The sequence below is a fragment of the Streptomyces sp. NPDC029044 genome (assembly GCF_040637495.1).
In the GTDB taxonomy this organism is placed as follows: domain Bacteria; phylum Actinomycetota; class Actinomycetes; order Streptomycetales; family Streptomycetaceae; genus Streptomyces.
This window is the reverse complement of record NZ_JBEZWN010000010.1, coordinates 28,563-47,682: the sequence shown is the minus strand read 5'-3', so window position 1 is coordinate 47,682 and position 19,120 is coordinate 28,563. Positions and strand designations below refer to the sequence as shown.

18 protein-coding genes and 1 pseudogene are annotated in these 19,120 nt (G+C 72.3%); 7 read left to right on the top strand and 12 right to left on the bottom strand.

Going from position 1 to position 19,120, the window contains the following annotated elements; all coding sequences use genetic code 11:
* Positions 1-4 precede the first annotated feature (4 nt).
* Genes AB0E85_RS11760 through AB0E85_RS11750 form a run of 3 tightly spaced genes read left to right on the top strand, consistent with a single transcriptional unit; the run spans position 5 to position 3,181 of the window.
* Positions 5-1,252: a DUF2092 domain-containing protein gene (locus AB0E85_RS11760; protein WP_361925124.1), complete on the top strand. Its 1,248-nt coding sequence runs from the start codon at positions 5-7 to the stop codon at positions 1,250-1,252.
* A 41-nt stretch (positions 1,253-1,293) separates the two neighbouring features.
* The gene (locus AB0E85_RS11755; protein WP_361925122.1) at positions 1,294-2,316 is read left to right on the top strand and encodes an ABC transporter ATP-binding protein; all 1,023 of its coding nucleotides are present in this window, start codon (positions 1,294-1,296) and stop codon (positions 2,314-2,316) included.
* Positions 2,303-3,181, top strand: coding sequence for an ABC transporter permease (locus AB0E85_RS11750; protein WP_361925120.1), 879 nt, complete (start codon positions 2,303-2,305; stop codon positions 3,179-3,181). The genes AB0E85_RS11755 and AB0E85_RS11750 overlap by 14 nt, the downstream gene beginning before the upstream one ends.
* Positions 3,182-3,184: 3 nt before the next feature.
* Here AB0E85_RS11750 and AB0E85_RS11745 read toward each other — a convergent pair whose 3' ends face one another.
* The 3 genes from AB0E85_RS11745 to AB0E85_RS11735 all read right to left on the bottom strand — a co-directional run bounded on the left by AB0E85_RS11745 (position 3,185) and on the right by AB0E85_RS11735 (position 5,498).
* Positions 3,185-3,766 carry an NAD(P)H-dependent oxidoreductase gene (locus AB0E85_RS11745; RefSeq protein ID WP_361925118.1) on the bottom strand — a complete coding sequence of 194 codons (582 nt, stop codon included), beginning with the start codon at positions 3,764-3,766 and terminating at the stop codon, positions 3,185-3,187.
* 86 nt (positions 3,767-3,852) lie between these two features.
* Positions 3,853-4,998, bottom strand: coding sequence for an amidase (locus AB0E85_RS11740; RefSeq protein ID WP_361925346.1), 1,146 nt, complete (start codon positions 4,996-4,998; stop codon positions 3,853-3,855).
* Positions 4,995-5,498 (bottom strand): DUF6668 family protein, encoded by a 504-nt coding sequence (locus AB0E85_RS11735; RefSeq protein ID WP_361925116.1) that lies wholly within the window; start codon positions 5,496-5,498, stop codon positions 4,995-4,997. The genes AB0E85_RS11740 and AB0E85_RS11735 overlap by 4 nt, the downstream gene beginning before the upstream one ends.
* Before the next feature lie 159 nt (positions 5,499-5,657).
* On the opposite strand from AB0E85_RS11735, the gene AB0E85_RS11730 reads away from it, so the two are divergent.
* Positions 5,658-7,178 (top strand): tetratricopeptide repeat protein, encoded by a 1,521-nt coding sequence (locus tag AB0E85_RS11730; protein WP_361925114.1) that lies wholly within the window; start codon positions 5,658-5,660, stop codon positions 7,176-7,178.
* Positions 7,179-7,194: 16 nt separating this feature from the next.
* Here the strand turns inward: AB0E85_RS11730 and AB0E85_RS11725 are convergent, their stop codons facing one another.
* Positions 7,195-8,145, bottom strand: a complete 951-nt coding sequence (locus AB0E85_RS11725; RefSeq protein ID WP_361925112.1) for a M28 family metallopeptidase — start codon at positions 8,143-8,145, stop codon at positions 7,195-7,197.
* A gap of 155 nt (positions 8,146-8,300) precedes the next feature.
* On the bottom strand, positions 8,301-8,774 hold the full coding sequence (locus tag AB0E85_RS11720) for a VOC family protein (protein WP_361925110.1): 474 nt from the start codon (positions 8,772-8,774) through the stop codon (positions 8,301-8,303).
* Positions 8,775-8,795: 21 nt separating this feature from the next.
* On the opposite strand from AB0E85_RS11720, the gene AB0E85_RS11715 reads away from it, so the two are divergent.
* Positions 8,796-9,419, top strand: coding sequence for a CGNR zinc finger domain-containing protein (locus AB0E85_RS11715; RefSeq protein WP_361925108.1), 624 nt, complete (start codon positions 8,796-8,798; stop codon positions 9,417-9,419).
* Here the strand turns inward: AB0E85_RS11715 and AB0E85_RS11710 are convergent.
* Positions 9,406-9,855, bottom strand: a complete 450-nt coding sequence (locus AB0E85_RS11710) for a helix-turn-helix domain-containing protein (RefSeq protein WP_361925106.1) — start codon at positions 9,853-9,855, stop codon at positions 9,406-9,408. The two genes, AB0E85_RS11715 and AB0E85_RS11710, sit on opposite strands and share 14 nt — an antisense overlap.
* A 92-nt stretch (positions 9,856-9,947) precedes the next feature.
* Here AB0E85_RS11710 and AB0E85_RS11705 point away from each other — a divergent pair.
* Positions 9,948-11,288, top strand: a pseudogene (locus AB0E85_RS11705) (MFS transporter); the annotation flags it as partial.
* Here AB0E85_RS11705 and rarD read toward each other — a convergent pair.
* Together rarD and AB0E85_RS11695 are read right to left on the bottom strand one after the other, a co-directional pair.
* A complete protein-coding gene (rarD, locus tag AB0E85_RS11700; protein ID WP_361925104.1) occupies positions 11,183-12,196 on the bottom strand; it encodes an EamA family transporter RarD in 1,014 nt (337 codons plus the stop codon). The pseudogene AB0E85_RS11705 and the gene rarD overlap by 106 nt on opposite strands.
* Positions 12,197-12,319: 123 nt before the next feature.
* Positions 12,320-13,174, bottom strand: a complete 855-nt coding sequence (locus tag AB0E85_RS11695; protein ID WP_361925102.1) for an NAD(P)H-binding protein — start codon at positions 13,172-13,174, stop codon at positions 12,320-12,322.
* Between the two features lie 91 nt (positions 13,175-13,265).
* Here AB0E85_RS11695 and AB0E85_RS11690 point away from each other — a divergent pair, with 91 nt between their 5' ends.
* Entirely contained in the window at positions 13,266-13,646 is a 381-nt protein-coding gene (locus AB0E85_RS11690; RefSeq protein ID WP_161367129.1) for a helix-turn-helix domain-containing protein, read from the top strand.
* A 30-nt stretch (positions 13,647-13,676) separates the two neighbouring features.
* Here AB0E85_RS11690 and AB0E85_RS11685 read toward each other — a convergent pair whose 3' ends face one another.
* From AB0E85_RS11685 to AB0E85_RS11670, 4 genes are all read right to left on the bottom strand, one after another.
* Complete coding sequence (locus AB0E85_RS11685; protein ID WP_361925100.1) at positions 13,677-14,756, bottom strand: 2-oxoacid:ferredoxin oxidoreductase subunit beta; 1,080 nt, start codon at positions 14,754-14,756, stop codon at positions 13,677-13,679.
* Positions 14,749-16,677 carry a 2-oxoacid:acceptor oxidoreductase subunit alpha gene (locus AB0E85_RS11680; RefSeq protein ID WP_361925098.1) on the bottom strand — a complete coding sequence of 643 codons (1,929 nt, stop codon included), beginning with the start codon at positions 16,675-16,677 and terminating at the stop codon, positions 14,749-14,751. Before AB0E85_RS11680 ends, AB0E85_RS11685 begins: the two co-directional genes overlap by 8 nt.
* A gap of 175 nt (positions 16,678-16,852) precedes the next feature.
* Positions 16,853-17,512 (bottom strand): response regulator transcription factor, encoded by a 660-nt coding sequence (locus AB0E85_RS11675; RefSeq protein ID WP_361925341.1) that lies wholly within the window; start codon positions 17,510-17,512, stop codon positions 16,853-16,855.
* Positions 17,513-17,753: 241 nt separating this feature from the next.
* Positions 17,754-19,115 carry a sensor domain-containing protein gene (locus tag AB0E85_RS11670; protein WP_361925096.1) on the bottom strand — a complete coding sequence of 454 codons (1,362 nt, stop codon included), beginning with the start codon at positions 19,113-19,115 and terminating at the stop codon, positions 17,754-17,756.
* Between the last annotated feature and the right edge of the window lie 5 nt (positions 19,116-19,120).

The window sequence follows — 19,120 nt, the reverse complement described above, 5'->3', positions numbered from 1 at the left end:
ACACATGGCACCGTACGCATCCGACGACAGCACGACCGCCGGAGAGGTCGACGAGCAGCGCTCCGGGCGGCGCAAAGCCGCGCGGTACATCGTCCCGGTCACGGTGGTGGGGGTGGCCGCCGCGACGATCGGGCTGGTGCCCGCGCTCGCCGACTCCGGGGACCCCGACCTCCCGAAGATCACCGCACAGCAACTCATCGAGAAGATCGCGAAGTCGGACGTCCAGCAGCTGTCCGGCACGGTGAAGATCAGCACGGACCTCGGCCTGCCGGACCTCGGCGGCCTGGAGTCGGGCCTGCTGTCCGGCGCCGCGGGCAAGGGCGGGGGCGAGGACGGCTCCTCCGCCGACCCGACGGCCAAGCTCACCGAACTGGCCTCCGGCACGCACACCCTGCGCGTCGCCGTCGACGGCCCGGACAAGCAGAAGCTGTCGCTGCTGGAGAACGCCGCCGAGTACAGCGTCATCCACAACGGCAAGGACGTCTGGGGCTACGACAGCAAGTCCAACGAGGTCTACCACGGCACCTCCGACAGCCCCGAGCGCGGCAAGGACCAGCAGCCGCCGGCCACGCCCGGGGACTTCGCCGAGGAGGCCCTGAAGGCGGTCGACGACACCACGTCCGTGACCGTGGACGGCACCGCCCAGGTCGCCGGCCGGGACGCCTACAAGCTGGTCGTGAAGCCGAAGCAGTCCGGCTCGACGGTCGGTGCGATCACCGTCGCCGTGGACGCGAAGACCGGCCTGCCGCTGAAGTTCACCCTGACCCCGGCGAGCGGCGGCGCGGCCGTCGTCGACGCGGGCTTCACGAAGGTGAGCTTCGCCGAGCCGGCCGCCTCCACCTTCGACTTCACCCCGCCCAAGGGCGCGAAGGTCACCGAGGAGAAGGACGCCGGCAAGGGCTCGGGCGAGACTCCGCGCACGGCCCCCGGCAAGCCCTTCGCGCTCGGTGAGGCGCCCGGCCACCAGGCCGGAAAGGGCCCCGGTGGCCACGACGGCATGAAGACCATCGGCGAGGGCTGGACCGCCATCGCCACCTTCGACACGGGCGGCGAGGGCGTGCCCTCGGGCAAGGCCGGCGGCGAGTTCGGCGGCTTCATCGACTCCCTCGGCGACAAGGTCCACGGCACGTTCGGCTCGGGCACGGTCTTCTCCACCCGCCTGGTCAACGCCCTCGTCACCGACGACGGCAAGGTCTACGCGGGCCTGGTCACCAAGGACGCGCTCGTGAAGGCGGCCGACGCCGGCAAGTAAGTCCCGTAGCCGCACGGGACGTCGAGAGAACGAGGAAGCCGATGGGCGAGGTGTCCGCCGGGGAACCGGAGCAGCGTGGGACGCGGGCCGCGACCGGGGAACCGGAGCAGCGTGGGACGCGGGCCGCGACCGGAGAACCGGTCATCGCCACCCGCGCGCTCACCAAGCGCTACCGCGGCGGACAGCTCGCCGTCGACGGTCTCGACCTGACCGTCCCGGCGGGCAGCGTCTTCGGCTTCCTGGGCCCCAACGGCTCCGGCAAGACCACCACCATCCGCATGCTGATGGGCCTCATCGAGCCAACCTCCGGCACGGCCCGGGTGCTCGGGCAGCCCATGCCCCGGGCCGCCCGCGCCGTGCTGCCGCACGTCGGCGCCCTCATCGAGGGCCCGGCCCTCTACGGCTTCCTCTCCGGCCGCGACAACCTGATCCGCTACGACAGTGCCGACCCGGCCGCCGACCCGCGCACCCGGCGCACCCGGGTCGCCTCGGCCCTGGACCGGGTGGGCCTGACGGCCGCCGCGGGCAAGAAGGCCAAGGCGTACTCCCTGGGCATGAAACAGCGCCTGGGTCTCGCGGCCGCGCTGCTCCAGCCGCGCCGGCTGCTCGTGCTGGACGAGCCCACCAACGGCCTCGACCCGCAGGGCATGCGCGAGATCCGCGCCCTGGTCAGGGAGCTGGCCTCGGACGGCACGACCGTCTTCCTCTCCTCCCACCTCCTCGACGAGATCGAGCAGGTCTGCACGCACGCGGCCGTGATGGCCCAGGGCCGGCTGATCACGCAGGGCCCGGTCGCCGAGTTGTCCGCCGGGGCGCGCGGCCGGCTGGTCGTAACCACGCCGGACCCGGCGGAGGCGGCCCGGATCCTGAAGGAGCAGGGTGTCGCCGATGTCGTGGTCACCGACGACCGGGTGACCGGCGAGCCACCGGAGGGCGACCTCGCCGAGGTGAACGCCGCGCTGGTGACGGCCGGGGTCCGGGTGCGCGGCTTCACGGTCGAACGGGCCTCGCTGGAGGACGCGTTCGTGGCGCTGACGGGGGAGGGCTTCGATGTCGCGGGCTGAAGTGGTGGAACCCGTACGGCCGGTGCGCCCGTTGTGGACCTTCGGGCTGCTGCGCAACGAGCTCGTCACCACGTTCCGGCGGTGGCGCACGCTCGCGCTGCTGGCCGTGCTGGCGGGCGTGCCGGTCCTCGTCGGCATCGCCGTCAAGATGGAGACGGGCGACGGCGGCTCGCCCGGCGGCGGGGGCGGCGGAGGACCGGCCTTCATCTCGCAGATCACCAACAACGGCCTGTTCCTCGTCTTCACCGCCCTGGCCGCGACGCTCCCGTTCTTCCTGCCGATGGCGGTCGGTGTCGTCGCGGGTGACGCGATCGCCGGCGAGGCCAACTCGGGCACGCTGCGCTATCTGCTGGTCGCCCCGGCCGGCCGCACCCGCCTGCTGCTCACCAAGTACGCGACGGTGATCATCTTCTGCCTGGCCGCGACGCTCGTGGTCGCCGTCTCGGCGCTGGCGGTCGGAGTGCTGCTCTTCCCGCTCGGTGACCTGACGACCATCTCCGGCACGCAGATCGGCTTCGCCGAGGGGCTGGGCAGAGCCCTGCTGATCGCCCTGGCCGTCGCCGCGTCACTGATCGGCGTCGCCGCGCTCGGCCTGTTCGTCTCGACCCTGACGGGCAGCGGCATCGCGGCGATGGCGACGACGCTCGGCCTGCTGATCACGGTCCAGATCCTCGACCAGATCCCGCAACTGCACGCCCTTCAGCCGTACTTGTTCTCCCACTACTGGCTGTCCTTCGCCGACCTCATGCGCGAGCCGGTCTACTGGGACGAACTGGCGAAGAACCTCGGCCTCCAGGCCCTGTACGCGGCGGTGTTCGGGTCGGCGGCGTGGGCGCGCTTCACGGCGAAGGACATCACCGCGTAGCACTCAGTCCTCGTACAGGAACCGGGCCGGGGGAGCCTCCCGCTCGAAGAAGGTCTTGGCGCGCCTCAGGGCGTCGTCATCGGTCAGCACGTCACCGGGCTTGCTGCCGTTGCCGAGCAGCACCCCGCCGAAGCGCATCCCCAGGTAAGCGGCGGAGTTGTGGAGCGTCCCGACGAGCGGGTCGGCGACCACCTCCTGGGTGTGCGCGAGGGCGGTGACGCCCCACAGGGTGCGGCCGGCCATGGTCGCCTTGAAGTCGAGGCCGGGCGTGCGCAGCCAGCCCGACCAGTAGTCGAGGTAGCGCTTGGTCTGCGCGGAGACCGAGTACCAGTACAGGGGCGAGACGATCACGATGTCCGTCGCCGCGAGCGTCGCGTCCAGCAGCCGGGCCACGTTGCCCTCGGTCGGACGGACGTGGTCGCTGTCGTGCCGCAGGTCCTCGAAGTCCGGCACCGGATGCCCGGTGAGGTCGATCCACTCCTGCTCGACGTCCGGGGGCAGTTGCTCGGCGGCCCGGCGGGCCAGGAGCTCGGAGTTGCCCTCGGCGCGAGCGCTGCCCAGGACGAAAAGGAAACGGCGGGTCATGGGTGCCCCTCTGGAAAACTCGGCGTACGGCGATAGCATGCGTGTGCATCATATGCGTACGCAAGTAAATTCGCCAGGGGTGCCCGTCACGCCTCCCGCGCCACCGCCAGCAGCAGCGCCTCCCGCCCCCGCGGCGCCACCAGCTGGAGGCCGGCCGGGCAGCCGTCGTCGCCGAGGCCCGCGGGCAGGCTCAGCGCGGGGTGACCGCTCAGGTTGAACCCCCAGGTGAGAGAGGTGGAGTAGCGGTCCCCCGGGCCCTCGTGACCGTGCGGGGCGGTGGGTGCCGTCGGGGTCAGCAGCAGCTCGGCATCGGCGAACAGCCCGGCCAGCCGCCGGTCGTTCTCCGCCCGGACCCGCTCGGCCCCGGCCAGGTCGGAACCAGGGGTGCGCAGGGCCAACCAGGCCGGGCCGGGGTCCCTCAGCCGCACCGGCATCCGCGGCCGCACCAGCCGTACGACCCCTGCCGCCACGAGCCGCTCCACCGCGGCCCGGGCGAGCGCGACAGGCTCCGGGTCGGGACCGGCGAAGCCCAGGTCGGGGGACCAGACAGCCGGGACGGGGAGGGCCGCCCCGGCCGGTGCCCGTTCCCCGGACACCACCGTCCACCACAGCCCGGCGTCCGCCACCGAGCGGGCGAGCACCCCGGGAACAGCAAGTCCCGTACGGTCGGCCGACGGCAGCCGTCCGCCTGTCGTCTTCAGGCCGACCACCCCGCACCACGCCGCCGGGATGCGCACCGACCCGGCCCCGTCGCCGCCCGTCGCCAGCGGCACCAGCCCGGCCGCCACGGCCGCCGCGGCCCCGGCCGACGAGCCGCCCGGCGTACGGTCGGCCCGCCACGGATTCACGGTCCTGCCGTGGGCTCCGAGCCCCCACGTCTGCCAGGGCGTCCCCGGCCCGGGCACGGACGTCGCCCCCACGGGCACGCAACCGGCCGCGAGCAGCGGGCCCGCCGCGTGCAGCCCGCGCCGCCCCTTCACAGCGACCGGCACGCCGGCCAGCGGCAGGAAGACACCCGGGCCCCGCCGGCCGAGTCGCGCGTCCACCTCCCGCGCCCGCCGCAGCGCCTCGTCGCGCCACACCTCGGCGAACGCGCACAGCTGCGGATCGGTCCGCTCGATCCGCTCCAGGGCCGCCGCGACGACATCCGCCGCGCGCAGCTCCCCGGCCCGTACCGCCGCCGCGATCTCCCCGGCCGACCGAGGGACGGCCGACAGGGGCAGGGCCGTCAGCGTGCCGCTCCCGTCAGCCGGGCCAGGGCCTCCGTCTCGCGCGGCGGACGACCCGGTTCACCGAGCCGCCAGGACGGCACCCACGGCACGCGGTACACGTCGATGACCGACTCCAGCGATCTGACCCGCTGGGCGAGCGGACGCGGCAGCCGGCCCGGGGCGTCCGCCACGAGGACGATCGCGTCCAGGTCCAGCCCCGGCGGGGCCTGGCCGCGGCGGAAGATCTCCACCGCCCCGGCGGCCGTGTCCAGCCCGGCCGCGTGCGTGCGCGCGACCAGCAGCACCGACGGGGGATCGCCGGGCCCGGGCCAGGACCGGCCGCTGTCGTGGCCGCCGTAGACCGTGGCGAGCGTGGAGACGCCCGCGCCGCCGTGCAGGCCGACCCAGGAGAAACGCCGCGCCACGGCATGGGCGTGCGCGGGCTCCGGCGGCCCCGGCTCCGGGGTGGTCACCGGGCCGCGCAGCCAGATCTCCGGCCCCTGTCGCATGCCTGTGCGCATGCCCCTCTCCTCCCTCGTACGCCCGGTCTTCATGCCCTCGGTAACGACCGTGCCGGGGCCGGCGTCCCTTGGGACGAGCCTGTGACACCGTGGTGACGTGAGAAACGGGGGCGAGCGGACACACTCGACAGTAGGTGTACGACGCCCAGTGAGGGGACGATGTCGCGACTCAGCCGCGAGAAGAAGCGGGAACAGAAGCAGGCCGCACACGCGGCGACCCCGGCGGCGCCGATCGACGTCCATGTCCCCGTGCCCGGCACGGACGTGGGAGGGGGAACCGGCGGGGTGTCCGACGGTGCCTCCGTCGGTGGCGTCCCGGTCTTCGCCGCTCCCGGCGAGGAGATCCAGCGGGCCGTCCTGAACCGCCTCCACCACATCGCCCTCGCCACCGGCCACCCCGTCCTCGCCACGATCCGCGACGAACGCATCGGCTACGTCGTCCCGCTCCAGGTCGATCCGGACGGCTCCAGCCACTTCACGGCCGAGCCGGTCGCGACGGAACCGCCGGAGCGGCAGCACGCCCGAGGCGACGCCACCCGTACGCCACCGGTGCCGCAGCGCGCCCGGAGCGAGGCCCCGGCCCCGCCCGAGCCGCAGCACGTCCGGAGCGAGGCCCCGGCTCCGCCGGAGCGGCAGCACGCCCGAGGCGACGCCACCCGTACGCCACCGGTGCCGCAGCGCGCCCGGAGCGAGGCCTCGGCTCCGCCCGAGCCGCAGCCCGTCCGGAGCGAGGCCCCGGCCCCGCCCGAGCCGCAGCACGTCCGGAGCGAGGCCCCGGCCGCGCCCGAGCCGCCGCACGCGGGCGGCGACAGTGCCACGCACGTGCTGCGTCCCGCGGCCGAGCCCGGCCGCGGCGCGACTCCGACGTTTCCGCTGCGGGGGGTGCCCGAGTCGCAGCCGGCCGACGAACCCGTACCGACGTTCGAGCTGCGCGCCGTGCCGGGGCGTGCCGAGCCGGCGCCGGAAGACGCGCCGCCGGCCCCGGGTGCGGCGCCGCCCGGCACCGTCGCCCCGCCCACCGGCGCGTTCGGCCCGCCCCCGCCCATGGACGCGAGGCCGCTCCCGGTTCCCGAGGCCCAGCCGGTTTCACGACCCGCGCCGGTCCCCGAGGACGCCCTGATCGCCGCCGACCCCGACCCCAAGCCCACGCCCCCGCGCGGCTTCGACGCCGTCGCGGAGGCGGTGCTCGGGGACGAACCCCTCACCGCCCCGGGCGATCCCGCCGCCCCCGCACTCCTCGCGGAGCCGATCGCGCGGATCAACGCGGCGGTGAAGGAGGGCAGGATCGAAGCGGCGTCCGGCCTGGCGGAGCAGACCCTTGCGCAGGCGTCCGCGACGCTCGGGCCGGAGCACCCCGAGGTGCTCCGGCTGGGCGAACTCACGGCGTACATCGCCTACTTGGCGGGTGACCCGCTCCGGGCCTTCCGGCTGTCGCTCGACCTGGCCGGTGCCCGCCGCCGGGCCGGTGACCCGGAGGCCGCCTACGGCAACGTGGAGAGCGCGGCCACCGCCTGGCGCGCGGTGCGCGACCCGGCGCTCGGGCTGGAGCTGGGACGCGACCTGATCGGCCTGTGGACGGAACTCGCCGCCGAGGACGGCCCGGCCGCCGAGGAGGTCGAGCAACTGGAGTCGGCCCGAGCCCGCATGGGCCGCCTCACCGAACGCGCCCGCAACCAGTAGGCGAGGGTGCCGGGGGCTACTCCGACAGCTCCCACACCGCGTGCGCCAGGGCGTCGCTGTTGCGGTTCAGGGCGGTGTCGTTGATGTTGGCGGTGGTGTCGCAGGAGGAGTGGTAGCAGCGGTCGAAGGCCCGCCCGGCCGTACCGCCCCACTTGGCCGCCTGCGCCGCCGTCATCGTCCGGCTCGCCCCGGTGAACAGGCCGCCCACCGGCACGCCGGCGCTCTTGAAGGGCGCGTGGTCGGAGCGGCCGTCGCCCTCGGTCTCGATCTCGGTCGGGACGCCGATGCCGCCGAAGTAGTCCTTGAAGGTCTTCTCGATCGCCGGGTCGTCGTCGTAGACGAAGTAGCCGGGGTTCGGGGAGCCGATCATGTCGAAGTTCAGATAGGCGCTGATCCTCGAACGGTCGCCGGTGGTCAGCCGGTTGACGTAGTAGCGGGAGCCCACCAGGCCGAGTTCCTCCGCGCCCCACCAGGCGAACCGCAGGTGCTTGGTGGGCTTGTACTGCGCCCGGGACACGGCGAGTGCGATTTCCAGGACGGCGGCCGAGCCGGAGCCGTTGTCGTTGATGCCGGCCCCGGAGGAGACGCTGTCGAGGTGCGAGCCGGCCATCACGACCTGGCTCGTGTCACCACCGGGCCAGTCGGCGATCAGGTTGTAGCCGGTGCGGCCGGAGGCGGTGAACTGCTGGATCGTGGTGGTGTACCCGGCGGCGTCCAGCTTGGCCTTCACGTAGTCGAGCGAGGCCTTGTACCCGGCCCGGCCGTGCGCCCGGTTGCCGCCGTTGGCGGTGGCTATGGACTGAAGCTGGGACAGGTGGGCCTTGACGTTCGTCACGGGTATGTCCGGCGCGGCAGCCGCTCTGGAGGGAGCGGGGGACGCGGCGTCGGCCACGGCGCCGCCGGTCAGGAGCATGGCTGTTGCCATGCCGCCCGCGGCGACGGCGCGCGCGGAAACGGAGAGCTTCATGTGGGGGCTCCGGATTCCGTGGGGAAGCCCGTGGGACGCTGCCCACGGGCCGCCCACAGTGAATGGGGTGCCTGGATGGTGAAGCTGGTACTGACTCTCCGTCAAGATACTGATTCGGCCAGGGAGTTACGGAGTGAATGCCTCCGAAGGCTCCCTCACTGGACGCAGAACTCGTTCCCCTCCGGGTCCGCCATCACGACCCACTCGCCGCCCTGCTCCTTCACCCGCCGCAGCGCGCTCGCCCCGAGCCCCTCCAGCCGGGCGACCTCCTCGTCGCGCCGCCCCTCGCCCGGGTGCAGATCGAGGTGCAGCCGGTTCTTGACCGTCTTCGCCTCGGGCACCCGCTGGAACAGCAGCCGACGCCCCAGACCGGTCCCGCTCTCCTCCTCGAAGGGGTCCTCGGGGTGGCGTACGGCGACCAGGTCCCGGAAGGCGCGGCGGCCGTGGAAGTCGACCGTGGCCTCCTCCGGCAGGGCGCCGAAGCCGAGCAGCTTCCCGATGAGGGCGCTGTTGTCCTCGACCTCGTAGCGCAGGGCGGCGGCCCAGAAGTCGGCCTGGGCGTGCGGGTCGTTCGCGTCGATGACGAGTTTGAAGTGCACGGGAGCCGGTGATGCGGGTGTCTGCGTCATGTAACCACTTATACTGGTTAGGTGAGTGGACGCGCAGGGGAAACGCCGGACCGGGCGCCCGGCCTGACGCTGGTCTCGGGCGAGGGCAAGCCCTACCGCTTCGACCCCGGCACCCTGTGCCTGGAGCTGGCGACGACGGGCGGCCCCGGGTTCTTCGCCCGCTGGGACGTGCTGCACGAACCGGCCGACCTGGTCGCCTGGGCCGGGCGCAGCCGGCTGCCGGACGGGCTGGACCTCACCGTCTCCCCGGGGGAACTGGCGCGGTCGCGCACCCTGCGCGACGCCGTGCTCCTCCTCGCGGTCGACCGCGCCCACGGCCGCCCCCTGCACACCCCGCACCTGGACGTCGTCAACGCCGCCGCGGCCGCGCCGCCGCTGGTCGCCCGCATCGAGGCCGACGGCACCCGCTCCTGGGCCCCGGGCGCCACCGGCACCCAGCTGATCGCGACCGTCGCCCGCGACGCGATCGACCTGTTCACCGGACCCTTCGCCGACCGGATCCGGGAGTGCGGCGCCCACAACTGCCGCCTGGTCTTCGTCGACACCTCCCGCCCGGGCCGCCGTCGCTGGTGCGCGATGGAGCACTGCGGGAACCGCGAGAAGGTCCGGGCGCACCGCGCCCGCCACGCCCCTACGGAGCCGTAGCCTCCGCGGCCTCGGCCGCACGGGTGTCGTACGCGGTCCGGGCCTGCGCGATCTTCTCCTGGTGCTCCTCCGTCCAGGTCACCAGGGACTGGATCGTGGTGTGCAGCGTCCTGCCGAGCGAGGTCAGTTCGTACTCGACGCGCGGCGGCACCACCGGGTGCACCGTCCGCTTCACCAGGCCGTCCCGCTCCAGCGAGCGCAGGGTCACCGTCAGCATCCGCTGGCTGACCCCGTCGATCTCCCGGCGCAGCTCCGTGAAGCGCAGCCGCCGGTTCTCCAGCAGCGCGATGACCAGCAGTGACCACTTGTCGGCGATCCGGTCGAGGATCTGCCGGACCTGGCAGTCCTCGCGGGTGTCCCACTGGAAGGGGTCGGCGTCGCCGTAGTCCACGGTGCTCGCGCAGTTACTCGGTGACTTCGAAGTGCCTTCTTCCATGTCCATCGATGCTGCCGCAGGGTGGGGCCTGGTTACAAGGGGGAACCGACCCTCACTTGCGTAACCGCCCCTTACCGGAGGAGTGTTGACTCATGGGCACCCGTGCCTGGGCGCTACTGCTCGTTCTGTGCGGAACGATCTTCCTCGAAGGCGCCGACGTCGCGATGATGGCGGTGGCGATCCCGGCCGTCCGTGCCGATCTCGGACTGAGCACCGGCACCGCGGCCTGGGTGATGAGTGCCTATGTGCTCGGCTACGCGGGTTTCACGCTGCTGGGCGGCCGGGCCGCCGACCTGCTCGGGCGGCGGCGGATGTTCCTGCTCTGGCTGACCGTCTTCCTCGCCTTCTCAGGGCTCGGCGGCTTCGCGACGGGCGGCTGGACGCTGATCGTGGCCCGGTTCGTCACGGGTGTCGCCGCCGCTTTCATGACGCCGGCCGCGCTCTCCCTGATCACCACCTCGTACGAGGAGGGCCCGCAGCGCAACAAGGCCGTGCTGGTCTTCGCCGGGACGGGCGCGGCCGGCTTCTCGCTGGGTCTGGTGATCGGCGGTCTGCTCACCGAGATCGGCTGGCGCTGGGTGTTCTTCGCGCCCGTGCTGCTGGCCGCCGCCCTGCTCGTCGCCGCCGTGCGCCTGATCCCCCGGCGCGACGCCCCGGCCAGGCGCGGGCGCACCTTCGACCTGCCCGGTGCGATCACCGCCGCCGGCGCCATGCTGCTGGCCGCCTACACCGTCGTACGCCTGGAGCACGGCCTGCACCAGTGGCCGGTCACCCTGGCCTCGGGCCTCGCGGCCGTGCTGGTGGCCGCCGCCTTCGTCGCGTTCGAACGCCGCTGCCCCGACCCGCTCGTCCGGCTCGGCCTGCTGCGCTGGAGCCCCGCCGTGCGCGCCGACATCGGGGCGCTGCTCTTCCTCGGCGCCTTCTTCGGCTTTCAGTTCGTCGTCACGCTCTATCTCCAGGAACTGCGCGGCTGGTCGTCCCTCCAGACGGCGGTGGCCCTGGTCGTCATGGGCGTCGACGCCGTCCTCGCGCCGACGCTCACGCCGAGACTGGTCACCCGCTTCGGCAACGCCCGGGTGATCACCGGCGGTTTCCTCCTGGCCGTGGCCTCGTACGCGCTGTTCCTGCCGGTCGGCATGGACTGGTCCTACGCCATGATGTTCCCGACCCTGCTCCTGAGCGGTCTCGCGTTCGCCCTGGCCTACGGGCCGCTGACCATCGCCGCGACGGACGGGGTGGCCGAGTCGGAGCAGGGCCTGGCCGGCGGGCTGCTGACCACGGCGACGCAGTTCGGCGCGGCGATCGGCATCGCGGCGGTGACCGCGGTCTACGGCCTGGCGTCCACCGGATCCGGCCCGGAGGCCACGCTCTCCGCGTTCCGCGCGGCACTGACCGTGCCGGTCGCCCTGGTGGTGCTGGGCACGCTCATCTCGTTGGTGAGCGTGCGGGAGGCCCGGCGGGCGGTGCGCAACGCGTCCCAGGTGAGCAGCGTCAACGCCAGCCACACCAGCGCGAATCCGGCCCAGCGCTCCGGCGGCATCTCCTCGTGGAAGTAGAGGACGCCGAGCAGGAACTGGAAGACCGGCGTCAGGTACTGCAACAGGCCGATGGTGGACAGGGGCACGCGGATGGCGGCGGCGCCGAAGCAGACCAGGGGGAGTGCGGTGACGATGCCGGCCGAGGCGAGCAGCGCCGCGTGCCCCGCGCCCTCGGCCGCGAAGGTGGAGTCGCCGCGCGCGGAGAGCCACACCAGGAAGCCGAGCGCGGGCAGGAACTGGATCGCCGTCTCGGCGGCCAGCGACTCGATGCCGCCGAGGCCCACCTTCTTCTTCACCAGGCCGTACGTGGCGAAGGAGAACGCCAGACAGAGCGAGATCCACGGCGGCTGCCCGTAGCCGATGGTCAGGACGACCACCGCCACGCCGCCGGTGCCGACCGCCGCCCACTGCACCGGCCGCAGCCGCTCCTTCAGCAGCAGCACGCCCATCGCGATGGTGACCAGCGGGTTGATGAAGTACCCGAGCGAGGCCTCCACGACGTGCCCGGAGTTCACGGACCAGATGTACAGGCCCCAGTTGACGGTGATGACCGCCGCGGCGACCGTGATCAGCGCCAGCTTGCGCGGCTGCCTCAGCAGCTCGCCGGCCCAGGCCCAGCGGCGCAGCACCAGCAGGGCGGCGCCCACGAAGACCAGCGACCACACCATCCGGTGGGCCAGGATCTCCATCGCGCCGGCCGGCTTCAGCAGGGGCCAGAACAGGGGGACCAGCCCCCACATCCCGTAGGCCGCGAAGCCGTTCAGCAGTCCTATGTGCCGCTCACCCTTCGGCTTGCCGGTCACGTGCCCCTCCTTCGCGCCTGGCGTGCGTCCGCGTTCACGACGGTAACGCCGGGCGCCCCCGGCTGTCATGTCCGTATCGGCATACGGTCATGACAGTCCGGGGGTGGCGCCGTGCGGCGGGGGTCAGCCCTTGAGGGCCGCGGCGATGGCGTCGGCGAGCGGGGTGGTCGGGCGGCCGATCAGGCGGGACAGGTCGCCGGTGGAGACGACCAGTTCGCCCTTCTCGATGGAGGCGTCGACGCCCGCGAGGGTCTGCGCGAACGGCTCGGGCAGGCCCGCGCCGGTCAGGATGCCGGCGAGCGCTTCGGGGGAGACGGCGTTGTAGGCGATGTCCTTGCCCGTCTGCCGGCTCAGCTCGGCCGCGTACTCGGCGAAGCTCCAGGGGGTGTCGCCGCCCAGCTCGTACGTCTTGTTCTCGTGCCCCTCACCGGTCAGCACGGCGACGGCGGCAGCGGCGTAGTCGGCGCGCGAGGCGGAGGAGACCTTGCCCTCACCCGCGGCGGCGACGACCGCGTTGTGCTCCAGTACGGGGGCGAGGTTCTCGGTGTAGTTCTCGTGGTACCAGCCGTTGCGCAGTAGCGCGTAGGGCACGCCGGAGTCCAGCAGGATCTCCTCGGTGCCGCGGTGGTCGTCGGCCAGCGCCGCGGTCAGGGTGGCGGGGGCGCTGGTGTAGGCGAGCAGGGCGGCACCGGCCGCCGCGGCGGCGTCGATGACGACCTTGTGCTGCTGCACACGGCCCTTTTCGAACTCGTTGCCGGAGATCAGCAGCACCTTGTCGCCGGCGGAGAAGAGGTGGTCGTAGGAGGCGGGATCGTTGTAGTCGGCGAGGGCGATCCTCACGCCGCGGTCGGCGAAGTCGGCGGCCTTCTCGGCATTGCGCACGACCGCGGTGATCTGCTCGGCGGGGACCTTCTCCAGCAGCTGCTCCACGACGTGGCGGCCGAGGTGTCCGGTGGCTCCGGTGACGACGATGCTCATGGTGAGGACTCTCCTTGTGGGGTGCGTTGACACTAACCATAGGAGATGCGCTAACTCTCAGAAAGTACCCACTTTGAAGTAAGGTACTGGCATGGCGGTAAGTGACAGCGAAGCCCTGTGCCCGTACCGGCTGGTCCTGGAGCACGTGACCAGCCGCTGGGGCGTGCTCGTGCTGATCGAACTCCTGGAGCGCCCGTACCGGTTCAGCGAGCTGCGCCGCGCGATCGGCGCCTACGGCGGCCGGGGCGTGAGCGAGAAGATGCTCACGCAGACCCTCCAGACCCTGGAGCGCGACGGACTCGTCCATCGCGACGCCAAGCCCGTCATCCCGCCGCGCGTCGACTACTCCCTCACCGGCCTGGGCCGCGAGGCAGCCGAGCAGGTGCGCGCCCTGTCGCAGTGGACGCGCGACCGCATGGACGACGTGGAGAAGGCGCGGCGGACGTACGACGAGACCCGGGCCGCTTCCTAGCGCCCCGGGCCTCGGTGGGAGTCCGGCAGGTCAGCCCACGACCGTCCAGGTGTCGCCGCCCGCCAGCAGCGCGCCCAGGTCGCCCTTGCCGTGCTGCTCGATCGCGGTGTCCAGCTGGTCGGCCATCTGCGTGTCGTAGACGGGCCGCTCGACCGAGCGCAGGACACCGATCGGCGTGTGGTGCAGGGTGTCCGGGTCGGCGAGACGCGACAGCGCGAACGCCGTGGTCGGGGACGGGGCGTGGGCGTCGTGGACGAGCACCTGGTCCTCGTTGTCCGGCGTCACCGCGACCACCTTCAGGTCACCGGTCAGCCGGTCCCTCACGACACCCTTGGCCAGGTCGGAGCCGAAGCGGATCGGCTTGCCGTGCTCCAGCCGGATCACCGCCTCCTCGGCCTGCTGCTTGTCCTTGAGGGCGTCGAAGGCACCGTCGTTGAAGATGTTGCAGTTCTGATAGATCTCGATCAGCGCCGTGCCCTGGTGGGCGGACGCCTGGCGCAGTACCTCGGTGAGGTGCTTGCGGTCGGAGTCGACCGTGCGCGCCACGAACGACGCCTCCGCGCCGATCGCCAGCGACACCGGGTTGAACGGCGCGTCCAGCGAGCCCATCGGCGTCGACTTCGTGATCTTCCCGACCTCGGAGGTCGGCGAGTACTGGCCCTTGGTCAGACCGTAGATCCGGTTGTTGAACAGCAGGATCTTGAGGTTGACGTTGCGGCGCAGCGCGTGGATCAGGTGGTTGCCGCCGATGGACAGCGCGTCGCCGTCACCGGTGACGACCCACACCGACAGATCCCGGCGGGAGCTCGCCAGGCCCGTGGCGATGGCGGGGGCGCGGCCGTGGATGGAGTGCATCCCGTAGGTGTTCATGTAGTACGGGAAGCGGGAGGAGCAGCCGATGCCCGAGACGAAGACGATGTTCTCCTTCGCCAGCCCCAGTTCCGGCATGAAACCCTGCACCGCGGCGAGGATGGCGTAGTCGCCGCAGCCGGGGCACCAGCGCACTTCCTGGTCGGACTTGAAGTCCTTCATCGACTGCCTGCCCTCGGCCTTGGGGACGAGGGAGAGCGCCTCGACGGTGCCCGTGCCGTGCGTGGACGTCTCAGCCATCGATGGCCTCCTTCAGAGCCGTGGCGAGCTGCTCCGCCTTGAACGGCATGCCGTTGACCTGGGTGTACGAGTGGGCGTCGACCAGGTACTTCGCCCGGATGAGCGTGGCGAGCTGACCGAGGTTCATCTCGGGGATCACCACCTTGTCGTAACGCTCCAGCACGGAACCCAGATTCCGCGGGAAGGGGTTGAGATGGCGCAGATGCGCCTGCGCGACGGACTCCCCGGCCCTGCGCAGCCGCCGCACCGCCGCCGTGATCGGCCCGTACGTCGAGCCCCAGCCCAGGACCAGCGTCTTCGCCCCGTGGGGGTCGTCCACCTCGATGTCCGGGACGTCGATGCCGTCGATCTTCGCCTGCCGGGTGCGCACCATGAAGTCGTGGTTGGCCGGGTCGTAGGAGATGTTGCCCGTGCCGTCCTGCTTCTCGATGCCGCCGATGCGGTGCTCCAGACCCGGCGTGCCCGGGATCGCCCAGGGACGGGCCAGCGTCTGCGGGTCCCGCTTGTACGGCCAGAACACCTCGGAGCCGTCGTCGAGCGTGTGGTTCGGGCCCTGCGCGAACTGCACCCGCAGGTCCGGCAACTCCTCGATGTCCGGGATCCGCCAGGGCTCGGAGCCGTTGGCCAGGTAGCCGTCGGACAGCAGGAACACCGGCGTGCGGTAGGTCAGCGCGATCCGCGCCGCCTCCAGCGCGGCGTCGAAGCAGTCCGCCGGGGTGCGCGGCGCGACCACCGGCACCGGAGCCTCGCCGTTGCGCCCGTACATCGCCTGGAGCAGGTCCGCCTGCTCGGTCTTGGTCGGCAGACCCGTCGACGGGCCGCCGCGCTGGATGTCCACGATCAGCAGTGGCAGCTCCAGGGAGACCGCCAGGCCGATCGTCTCCGACTTCAGCGCCACGCCGGGACCGCTCGTCGTGGTCACGGCCAGCGAACCACCGAAGGCCGCGCCCAGCGCGGCCCCGATGCCTGCGATCTCGTCCTCCGCCTGGAAGGTCCGCACGCCGAAGTTCTTGTGTTTGCTCAGCTCGTGCAGGATGTCCGAGGCCGGGGTGATCGGGTACGACCCCAGGTACAGCGGCAGATCCGCCTGCCGGCTCGCCGCGACCAGCCCGTACGACAGGGCGAGGTTGCCGGAGATGTTGCGGTAGACACCCGGCGGGAACGCCGTGGCCGCCGGGGCGACCTCGTAGGAGACGGCGAAGTCCTCCGTCGTCTCGCCGAAGTTCCAGCCGGCCCGGAACGCGGCGATGTTGGCCGCCGCGATGTCGGGCTTCTTCGCGAACTTCGACTTCAGGAACTTCTCCGTGCCCTCGGTGGGCCGGTGGTACATCCAGCTCAGCAGGCCCAGCGCGAACATGTTCTTGCTGCGCTCGGCCTCCTTGCGGCTGAGGTCGAACTCCTTCAGCGCCTCGACCGTGAGCGTGGTCAGCGGCACGGGGTGCAGGTGGTAGCCGTCCAGCGACCCGTCGTCCAGCGGAGACGTCTCGTAGCCGACCTTCTGCATCGCCCGCTTGGTGAACTCGTCCGTGTTGACGATCACCTCGGCGCCGCGCGGCAGGTCGCCGATGTTGGCCTTCAGCGCCGCCGGGTTCATCGCCACCAGCACGTTCGGCGCGTCGCCGGGCGTGAGGATGTCGTGGTCGGCGAAGTGCAACTGGAAGGACGACACACCCGGCAGGGTCCCGGCGGGCGCCCTGATCTCGGCCGGGAAGTTCGGCAGCGTCGACAGGTCGTTGCCGAACGACGCGGTCTCCGAGGTGAAACGGTCACCGGTGAGCTGCATACCGTCACCCGAGTCCCCCGCGAACCTGATGATCACCCGGTCGAGGCGACGGACATCCTTCGCGCCCGCCGCTTTGCGCTGCTCTCCTACGACTGCTCCGTCGGCCTGCTCCGCTGGGCTACTGACCTGGCTGGTCACTGAACTGGACCTCCCTCGAGGACGCTGTCCGGGACAGGCCTTCCCGCAGGCCCTCCCAGGATCAACCCTACGACCGCAGGGGTCGCCTTCTTCGTGTCATTCGCATCTTGGACACGACTTTGGGATGATCATGCGTCCGGTTATGTCCGGGTCTCCCATGTCAGCGGGTGAAACGTCATGACTTGAGGTAGGTGAGCACGGCCAGCACCCTGCGGTGGTCACCGTCGCTCGGGGACAGCCCCAGCTTCAGGAAGATGTTGCTGACGTGCTTCTCGACCGCCCCGTCGCTGACCACGAGCTGCCGCGCGATCGCCGAGTTCGTCCGCCCCTCGGCCATCAGCCCCAGCACCTCGCGCTCCCGCGGGGTGAGCCCCGCCAGCACGTCCTGCTTACGGCTGCGGCCCAGCAACTGCGCGACCACCTCCGGGTCGAGCGCCGTACCGCCCTCCGCCACCCGCACCACCGCGTCCACGAACTCCCGCACCTCGGCCACCCGGTCCTTCAGCAGGTAGCCGACACCCCGGCTGGAGCCCGCGAGCAGCTCCGTGGCGTAGCGCTCCTCCACGTACTGCGACAGCACCAGCACCCCGAGCCCCGGGTGCGCCTTGCGCAGCTGCACCGCCGCCCGCACCCCCTCGTCGGTGTGCGTCGGCGGCATCCGCACGTCCGCCACGACCACGTCCGGCAGCTCGCCCTGCGCGTCCAGCTCCGTGATGGTCTTGACCAGCGCCTCACCGTCACCGACACCGGCGACGACGTCGTGCCCGCGGTCCGTCAGCAGCCGGGTCAGGCCCTCCCTGAGCAGCACTGAATCCTCGGCGATGACCACCCGCACCCTGTCCTCCACGATGTCCGGCCCCCCAGAGCCCGATGCCGCCCGTCCGCAGCCCACAACGGCTCCGCGCCCACCCGTGCGACGGGTCCAGCATTTCAGGGTCGGGAGGTGAATGGGGCCGGGAGCGGCTTCTTGACCGGCCGATCGGGCGGCGAGGGGGTGGTGGGGGAAAGTCGTGAGGCCAGAGGTGCGCACCCCTGGCCCCGTCACCGCCCGCGGGGGCCGGGTGCCCCCGCGAACGTCACCGCACGTGCTCACCCCGCCACGGCAACTCCGCGGTCACCCGGGTCGGCCCGCCCGCCGGCGAGTCCACCACCAGGATTCCGTCCACCGCGTCGAGCCGGTCCGCCAGCCCCGCGAGACCGGACCCCTCGGAGACGTCGGCCCCGCCCACGCCGTTGTCCACGACCTGGAGCATCAGCCGGTTCTCCGTCAGCCACACCTCGACGCCCGCCCAGGTGGCCCGCGCGTGCTTGCTGACGTTCTGCAGCAGCTCCGACACCGTGAAGTACGCGATCCCCTCGATGGCCGGCGCCGGCCGCTCCGCCAGGTCGACCTCGACCCGCACCGGCACCGTGCACCGCGACGCCACCGCCGACAGCGCCGCGTCCAGCCCCCGGTCCGTCAGCACCGCCGGATGGATCCCCCGGGCCAGGTCACGCAGCTCCTGCAACGCCGTCTTCACCTCGCCGTGCGCCTCGTCCACCATCCGCGCGGCCGCCTGCGGGTCCTCGTGGAGTTTCTCCTTCGCCAGCCCCAGGTCCATCGCCAGCGCCACCAGCCGGGCCTGCGCCCCGTCGTGCAGGTCCCGCTCGATGCGCCGCAGGTCGGCCGCGGCCGTGTCCACCACGACCCCCCGGTCCGACTCCAGCTCCACCACCCGCGACGCCAGCCGGGACGGCCCGAGCAGCCCGTGCACCAGCAGCCGGTCCACCATCGTCAGCGCCCGCACGATCCACGGCGAGGCCATCGTGAACAGCAGCCCCACCAGCGCGGTCACCGTGATCTCGAAGGGGTTGTCGAGGTAGATCCGGTGCGTCTCGTCGCCGTACAGCTGGATCCCCTCCTGACCGGCGTACACCGGGAACACCCAGAACCACAGCGGGTACGTCAGCAGCGCCCAGCCCAGCACCCACACGTTCACCGCGACGACGAACGAGAACACCGCCCACGGCAGGTGCAGCACCGCGTACAGCAGGGCCCGCCACGAGGCGCCGCTCTTGAGGACGGCCCCCACCCACGCCATCGCGCCCGGCTTCCTCATCCGCAGCGGCTCCGGCTCGGCCACCTCCAGGCCCAGCAGCCCCCGTGCCCGCATCCGCTCCAGCGCCCCGAAGCCGCGGCACCCGGCGAGCGCCGCCGCCAGCACCGGAATGCCGAGGAAGGTGACCAGCAGTCCCGCGCCCAGCGACACCATCGTGACCGCGTAGGTGAACAACACGATGCTGACCGGCAGGCTGAGCAGCACATGGGTGAGCTCCAGCCAGGTGCGCAGCTCGACCGGCGCCCGCAGCGCGGCGGGCAGCCGGTGCCGCCGTTCGGTGCTCCCCGGGAACCCGGGCCCGCTGTCGAGCCCGTACCCCTGTCCGTACTCCGTGGCCATCGGCG

What these genes read in the sequence shown, in the direction of transcription:
- AB0E85_RS11760 (WP_361925124.1), top strand. Translation starts at nt 5, where the DNA reads ATGGCACCGTACGCATCCGACGACAGCACGACCGCCGGAGAGGTCGAC.
- AB0E85_RS11755 (WP_361925122.1), top strand. Translation starts at nt 1,294, where the DNA reads ATGGGCGAGGTGTCCGCCGGGGAACCGGAGCAGCGTGGGACGCGGGCC.
- AB0E85_RS11750 (WP_361925120.1), top strand. Translation starts at nt 2,303, where the DNA reads ATGTCGCGGGCTGAAGTGGTGGAACCCGTACGGCCGGTGCGCCCGTTG.
- AB0E85_RS11745 (WP_361925118.1), bottom strand. Translation starts at nt 3,766, where the DNA reads ATGACCCGCCGTTTCCTTTTCGTCCTGGGCAGCGCTCGCGCCGAGGGC.
- AB0E85_RS11735 (WP_361925116.1), bottom strand. Translation starts at nt 5,498, where the DNA reads ATGCGCACAGGCATGCGACAGGGGCCGGAGATCTGGCTGCGCGGCCCG.
- AB0E85_RS11730 (WP_361925114.1), top strand. Translation starts at nt 5,658, where the DNA reads ATGTCGCGACTCAGCCGCGAGAAGAAGCGGGAACAGAAGCAGGCCGCA.
- AB0E85_RS11725 (WP_361925112.1), bottom strand. Translation starts at nt 8,145, where the DNA reads ATGAAGCTCTCCGTTTCCGCGCGCGCCGTCGCCGCGGGCGGCATGGCA.
- AB0E85_RS11720 (WP_361925110.1), bottom strand. Translation starts at nt 8,774, where the DNA reads ATGACGCAGACACCCGCATCACCGGCTCCCGTGCACTTCAAACTCGTC.
- AB0E85_RS11710 (WP_361925106.1), bottom strand. Translation starts at nt 9,855, where the DNA reads ATGGAAGAAGGCACTTCGAAGTCACCGAGTAACTGCGCGAGCACCGTG.
- AB0E85_RS11695 (WP_361925102.1), bottom strand. Translation starts at nt 13,174, where the DNA reads ATGAGCATCGTCGTCACCGGAGCCACCGGACACCTCGGCCGCCACGTC.
- AB0E85_RS11690 (WP_161367129.1), top strand. Translation starts at nt 13,266, where the DNA reads ATGGCGGTAAGTGACAGCGAAGCCCTGTGCCCGTACCGGCTGGTCCTG.
- AB0E85_RS11685 (WP_361925100.1), bottom strand. Translation starts at nt 14,756, where the DNA reads ATGGCTGAGACGTCCACGCACGGCACGGGCACCGTCGAGGCGCTCTCC.
- AB0E85_RS11670 (WP_361925096.1), bottom strand. Translation starts at nt 19,115, where the DNA reads ATGGCCACGGAGTACGGACAGGGGTACGGGCTCGACAGCGGGCCCGGG.